Here is a 6,614-nt window from a genome sequence, read left to right as displayed (position 1 = left end):
CGAGAACCAGAAGAAATTTGCCATCCACATGCCTCCTCACTGGAGGCTCATGAATCACATCCCAATGCCGCTGTGAATCCTGTTTATGGGTCCGGACCCTAGTCGAACCGCCACCGGTATAGAACGCCGCGCCATGTACTATGCCAAAAGGATTAGGCCAAAGGACATAGGAGCGCGTAAAAGCAGTATAGTGCCGCTTCACTTTGGCCTCGGAAAACCGAAGCGCTGGGCCGTGCTAGTCATGCAAGCGACATGTTCCCTGCACATTGTGCGAACAGCGACGCATCTGCCGGTATATAAAATGGGGATGAAAAGCGGGCGGCACGTTCTTTGACTCAGGGGTAAGCCAGTGAGGCGCGTGCCAGCCCGACATGCGCAACTCGCGAGCACAACTCGGTTCCCGCGAAAGAGAGGCATGGCAGGTTAGTTGTAGGTTGGTCTACTATGCAAAAGGACTAACCAAATCGCTGGCGCTATAGACCCAACCGCCATGTGCTATGCCAAAGGGATTAGACCAAAGGATATAGGGGCGCTTGAGGCAGTGCAGACCCTAGGCTGCACTAGCAGCACAATACCGCTTCACCGTTGCAGCGGATAATCCAAACTCCTGTGCAGTCTTAGCTATGCTAGCGCCATTATCCTTGCGCCATTGTGCAACTGCATCGCTATCAGCAGCAAAGGGACGCCCCAAGCTTGCCTTGCCCCTATGCGTCTTACCATTCGCAGCAAGCGAAGCCCTTGCGGCTTGCCTACCAGCATCACAACGCTCTTTGATGCGTTGGCGCTCCATATCGGCAATCTGTGCCAGCACAGCTATCACCAGTTCGCCAACACCCCTGGCAATAGGACCTAAGCCTAGAACGTCTAGGGTTACACCTTTGGTGATTAGCTTACGAACCACAGACTGCACATCCAAAGCATCGCGCCCTACGCGGTCCAATGCAGTGACACAGATGGTATCACCTTCCCGAACATAGCCTAACAGTACAGCGAATGCAGGACGGTCAGCAGCGAGCGTGGCACCCGACACACCTTCATCAGCAAACTCCTTATCGAAGTTGCCACCAAGAGCCTTGCGCTGGCTTTCGATTGACTGCCCATCGGTAGACACTCTGTAGTATGCAATGCGGCTCATAGTTTCTGCCTTTCGACTCGCTTATAAGTTAGGCCTAATTTATGAGCCTAGTTCACAACGGAGTCTAGCTATCTTATGAGCCATATTACTAGATAATTTGGAAGTGGCTTATTAGTTACAAGTTGTGCGCCACTGACGAACCTCAGCCAAATGGAGGCGAAACTTAAAGCGCTTTGAACGCTCGCGAAGGCTTTCTTGAATTGATAAAGCTGCGAACGTTCTGTGATAGGCAGGAAGTGCAAGCCCTTGTTGCACATAGCATCGGTGCCTCTGCCATTGCTAAGCAGTTGGGTGTGGGTAAAACTTCGGTTTAGTGTGCCCTGAATATAGTAGAAGGTTAAGGTCTACTACATTCATAGGTTTCCGACAAAAAGCGGACCGGCTCTTCATGCCGCTTTGCAGATGTATCATCCCGGGACGGTGCGCATAAAAAGATACAAGTCACTGCCTTCAAAGGTACGGATACATTAACCATAAAGCTTGGGTCGCACTGTCCGTCACGAAAACATGATTGAAGGGATTTTAGATGCGAAGCTTACTATACTGTGCCGCGGCTACCATAGGCCTTGTGGCTTCGCCTTTGAGCGCCGCTGAAGTCGTGGGTGATACGACAGGTGGACCGACTTGGAACCGACCTGTCGGTAGTGGGCCATTTTTATCTGGTACCGGAACCGATGTTCCGTACGAAGCGACCTCTTTCACAGTAGACACGGCAAGTTCTTATGCTTTTGCTGTAACTTCTGCATTTGATAACTATTTGTTTTTATATGCAAACAGCTTCGACCCCAATAATCCGCTATCGAATCTGCTGATTGGCAATGACGATGCCGGCCCGGGGTTAGATGCAGCCTTTGACTTCGGCCTGAGTACCGGAGTGTCATATTTTGCGGTTGTGAGCGGGTTCGCAAATGATGACTTCGGTAGTTACACTTTGTCGATAAACGGACCGGGCAATGTGACAATCGCTAATGGCGCGGTTCCCGAACCCACCACATGGGCGATGATGCTGCTCGGCTTCGGCTTCATTGGTGGCGCAATGCGTTCCGCTAAGCGCAGGCAGAAGGTAACCGTCTCCTACGCTTGATTGCGACCCCGAGCGTAGCAGGAGCGCCGCTGGTCGAGAGACTGGCGGCGTTTTACTGTTCAGGAGAATGGCTGCTATCCGCCCCAGATTGCGCCATAGGACCTACTTTCACGAATGCCCAAAAGCAGACAACGCGTAAGCGGCTTATGCTAAACAAATTATCTGCCCTCACCTTCATTCCGTGAAAACAAGAAGTTTCCTAATAGGCTAAACACAGTCCCCTTTTACCAAGGCTAACTACCACCGAGATGCACAAGCTCCGGTAAGGTAATTATGTAAAAAGCTGAACTCAGGTTAACTTATCTTCACCTACATTAACTTAGTTGAATGTATCTGTGAGTTTTGGTTTAATCCATCGCAAATTATTGCATGGGTTCGAGTGAATAGTTCAAGTGATTTCTAGGACTTCGCCTTAAATCGATGTCTATGCAAGCGGCTTTACTTAGTATATAGCCAACCTAAGCGCTTCTAAGCGCATACAAGCATTTTTGGCTACAATAGGTAGCCAAGCAGCCTCTCAACGCACTGTACGGGCATTATAGAGGCATTCAATCCGAACTTGAGGAAGTGGCTGTATCTGCATCATGGCTACGCCAGGGTAATTAGATGGGTTTCCGCTCTGGATTGAAGACGGACCATAATCCTTCCGATACCAGTTGCACCGTTGCCAGTGCTCGCCCGTCCTCAGCTAAAGCTACTGGTCGGTACTTCGGTATAGAGTCCTGCATGATGAGCAGTGCCGTTGCAGCATCCTGCGCTTCAAACTCAATTTCTCGGGGCACTAGGCCGTTCTTTCCCGAATGCGTTATTCTGTACGTGTGGGTACGTTGCTTGTTTGCAATCTGCATAGCGATAGCGCCTCCCGAGTCGCAGTCGGCATTGTCTCAGAAGGACGGGCGAACGTCGCTAGCCTAAGTTAATCGAAAGTTTACGATTTCACTTTGACCGACAGGTAGCCAGAGCATCTATAAAGACACTGTACGGGCATCCTAGAGCATTTTAGAGCGTATTGAAGATGCTAGACCCTTTGTCGGACTTCTGCATTGCCAGAAAGCTAGCTGTGGGGCCGAGCGCCATCCAAACACTCGACCCCGTCATAAACTTCTCTCGCTAAAGGGCTGTTGATGACCCTCCAAGATTGCAGGTAGGTGGAACGGAAAGCAAACCTATTATGTCTGGATTGTGACAATCCATTGGCAATCGGTTATTTTCCCGTTCTGCCCGCAACGCCCATTCTAATCCAAGACGATTTAAGCGCCTCTAAGTGCTCGTAAACATGCTTAGCCACATGGGTAGCCAAAGCACCTATAAAGACGCTGTATGGGGCATCCTAGGCCATTCTAGAGACTAATAATGAACCTAGGCGTTATCTAGAAGCTTTCGCTTTCAGTAAACAGCAGAGTTTCACTTGCCATTACGATTGCCATTGCCATTACGATTCTTACGAGGGCCCACTTTCTCGCCCTTCTTTCTTCCTAGGCCAATCTCTTTAGCCAGTGCGCGTCTACGGTCGGAATAGTTGGGGGCTATCATAGGATAGTCGCTCTTCAAATCGTAGCGCTGCCTATATTCCTCAGGGGTAAGATTATGAGCGGTCATCAGGTGGCGCTTCAAAATCTTCTGGTTTCTGCCACACTCAAGGCAGACAAGATGGTCCGGCTTTATCGAAGCCCTTACCGAAACTGCGGGTTCTACCGCTTCTGGCTGTTCTTGCGTTTCCCCTACCGAGGACAGCGCCCTGTAAACGTCCTGCACCAACTGGCCCACATCATCGGCAGCAATGCTGTTGTTGGCGACGTAGGACGACACAATGTCGCTGGTGAATGTAATTAGGTCTTCGTTTTCCATGTTATCTACCTGTTGGAACTTTGATTTGCAGCGGACGTACTTCAAATTTACGGCAGGTTCTACCCCCTGCACGCTTTTCGAAGTTCGCCTTCGACACTTCCGTTGCAAGCTGTTGTACGAGCATCCTAGGGCTTTTCTCTTAGATATGGGCGTTATACAGCCCAAGACTGAGCCAACGCAGAGAATTGCTTTAGTAACTGTAACAATGCTTATTATCTCATACTCATCAATTTAGACTAACTACAGAGAATTAAAAGTAGAAACAACAGTAGCACTATAGTAACGGTGTACTCCGTCTGCGTTCTGTTGTATATTACACATCAAGACGATGCGTTACTATGGCTGGAACGTCTAATAATCTAAGCCCTATGTCTCTTGATGAACTTATCATCAAAGCTATTTTGCGTTTAGCCTTGCTCTTGCTTGCGAAAACCTCCGGTTGATGTGCAGCAGACTGGCAAATGTTCAAGCTTCCGTTATTATACCCTTATAAGCACGGCTAAGGTTTGCACCGGGGGAACTTTTAAACCGCAAGGTGGACCTCCGACCCTCCCGACGAGTGAGACTTAAACTCTAGGGAATAACCTAACGTATGGGCTGATGTTCATGAGTCCTAGTTCTCTCTAACTAGGTATCACAGGTGTGGCTTACCTTCTGCTCTATCAAGGAGTATGACTACAAAGCAGTTAGGCTAAACGGTGTATCAAATAGTCTCACAAGGTAAATATCTGTTATGGGTAATTATAAAAACCAATACTTTGTATCACCCTAACGGAGGTAAGAGGTGTGTCTTTGACATTGAAGGAAATATAAACGTATTTATTACTTCATGATGAGACAGAATCTATACGGACAATGAATAGAACAATAAAAGAAAATTATCGAAGAGCGGGATTTAAGCCGTTCGACTATGAGGGAGATGAAAAGGTTGACAAACTGAGCGTCCTTTATCTAGATTTCAAGATGAAATGCTTGCATGGTTTTCTTAGGAATGACGAATATTACGGCTAAGTTTCATGCTAAACGACGCGATGATGTCTATTAATCCGAGTAAATATTGAAAGTAATACCTTAACTATGATTTTAGCGTATCGAGAATTACTTTACCAATTCCTGTAGATTTGATCATTTTACTTATGCGCGATATGGTTCCTTGTCGTACCCGTCCGTAGCCACCGGTCACACTCTTCTGATTGTGTCCGAGCGCAACTTCGATTTCGTCATCGAGATAGTCAGCACGCCTGAGCATATCTGCCATAGTGTGTCGGAAAGAGTGCGCACCAAACCCGTCACTGCCGGTCTTGATTCCGATGCGCTTGAGATAATCTCGCAAGAAGCGGGAAGGCATCGCTCCAATTTGACCACGCTCATTTGGCTTAAGTTCAGGAAAAAGCTGCTGGTTGCCCTCTTTGCGCGTGCGCTGCCGCTGACGTTCTACAAAGTCGAGAAAACCCAGCTGTTGTAGCTGAGAGTGGATTGGTGCTGGGCGACTGTGACCCGACTTTGTCTGCTGTCCTTTTTCCTCATCGTGCCGAATGAAGATAAAGGGAATGCCACCTTCCTCCTGTATGTCATCGGTGCGTAATTGAGCGATTTCACCGACGCGTGCACCAGTGAAGAGGCAGACAAGTGGTAACCAATAGCGCCAGTCATTTGTCTTTTGTTCACCCGGCAAATGCTCCTTTCCATCACGAAGGAAACCGGTGAACAGCGGGGATGTGAAGATGCGCCTTAGCTGTTCGTCACTGAATGGTGGTCGGGGGTTCTTACCCTTTTTAACATCGAAGAACAGACCGACGCAGGGGTTCCGGTCTGCGTAAGCATTGGTAACGCACCAATCGAGGAAGGGAGAAATCGTAGAGAGATATTTGTTTACGGTGATGGGGCTAATTGAGCGCGCAGCGCTTGCCTTGGCGTTGGCAGCAGCATCTCGCATCGACAATCCTGCGTATGCCTTGCTTGTGGCGTATTTAGGCGGAAGTGCAGCAAGGGTGTCCCGCCATTCCCTTATATGTTCCGGCAGGATAGAACGAACGCTTCTGTTTAGGCCGACGAAGCTGACAAAGCCTTCAACGACCTTCCTGTCCTGATTGACCCCATCGGAACGATTTCTCTTTTCGGCAATGCGTTGGGCTGCATACCGGTCGAAGAGTTCCAATACCGTTAGACCTGCTGCCGCTAATTCCGTTTTCGCTTTCAAACCTGCCCTGACAACCGGACTAGACGGCTCGAAACCAAAGCGGCCCTCGCGTTCCGCTATAGCGCTCGTAAGCACTTCGACTGCTGCTTCACCAATCATGTTGACGAAGGAGTGATACCCCTCACTGCCTTTGTGCAGGTTCCAACCGCGTCGCTCTATCTGCTTGTCAGCCAAGTCGATCCAGAAACTCAACGGCTTGACGCCCTTAGCCCTTAAATAACGGTCCCGACTGCTCCGCAGCGCCTCTAGGGTCCGGACCCATAAACAGGATTCACAGCGGCATTGGGATGTGATTCATGAGCCTCCAGTGAGGAGGCATGTGGATGGCAAATTTCTTCTGGTTCTCG

Annotated in this window: 4 protein-coding genes; 1 reads left to right on the top strand and 3 read right to left on the bottom strand. The window is 49.1% G+C overall.

Annotated features, from left to right (window positions below; translation table 11 throughout):
- Window positions 1-550: 550 nt before the first annotated feature.
- A complete protein-coding gene (locus G7A66_RS09195; RefSeq protein WP_174295396.1) occupies window positions 551-1,135 on the bottom strand; it encodes a recombinase family protein in 585 nt (194 codons plus the stop codon).
- A 580-nt stretch (window positions 1,136-1,715) separates the two neighbouring features.
- On the opposite strand from G7A66_RS09195, the gene G7A66_RS09190 reads away from it, so the two are divergent.
- Entirely contained in the window at window positions 1,716-2,219 is a 504-nt protein-coding gene (locus tag G7A66_RS09190; protein ID WP_232366778.1) for a PEPxxWA-CTERM sorting domain-containing protein, read from the top strand.
- A 1,404-nt stretch (window positions 2,220-3,623) separates the two neighbouring features.
- On the opposite strand, the gene G7A66_RS09185 is transcribed toward G7A66_RS09190, so the two are convergent.
- Together G7A66_RS09185 and G7A66_RS09180 are read right to left on the bottom strand one after the other, a co-directional pair.
- Window positions 3,624-4,067 (bottom strand): MucR family transcriptional regulator, encoded by a 444-nt coding sequence (locus tag G7A66_RS09185; RefSeq protein ID WP_174295394.1) that lies wholly within the window; start codon window positions 4,065-4,067, stop codon window positions 3,624-3,626.
- A 1,075-nt stretch (window positions 4,068-5,142) separates the two neighbouring features.
- Entirely contained in the window at window positions 5,143-6,459 is a 1,317-nt protein-coding gene (locus G7A66_RS09180) for a site-specific integrase (protein WP_174295393.1), read from the bottom strand.
- Between the last annotated feature and the right edge of the window lie 155 nt (window positions 6,460-6,614).

Source organism: Alteripontixanthobacter muriae (assembly GCF_013336795.1).
GTDB classification, from domain to species: Bacteria; Pseudomonadota; Alphaproteobacteria; order Sphingomonadales; family Sphingomonadaceae; genus Pseudopontixanthobacter; species Pseudopontixanthobacter muriae.
Note: the sequence above shows the minus strand (reverse complement) of the source record. Positions and strands in the feature narration are given on the sequence as shown.

Bases quoted from the DNA above. Each gene is read 5' to 3' on its own strand.
- G7A66_RS09195 (WP_174295396.1), bottom strand. From the start codon at position 1,135: ATGAGCCGCATTGCATACTACAGAGTGTCTACCGATGGGCAGTCAATC.
- G7A66_RS09185 (WP_174295394.1), bottom strand. From the start codon at position 4,067: ATGGAAAACGAAGACCTAATTACATTCACCAGCGACATTGTGTCGTCC.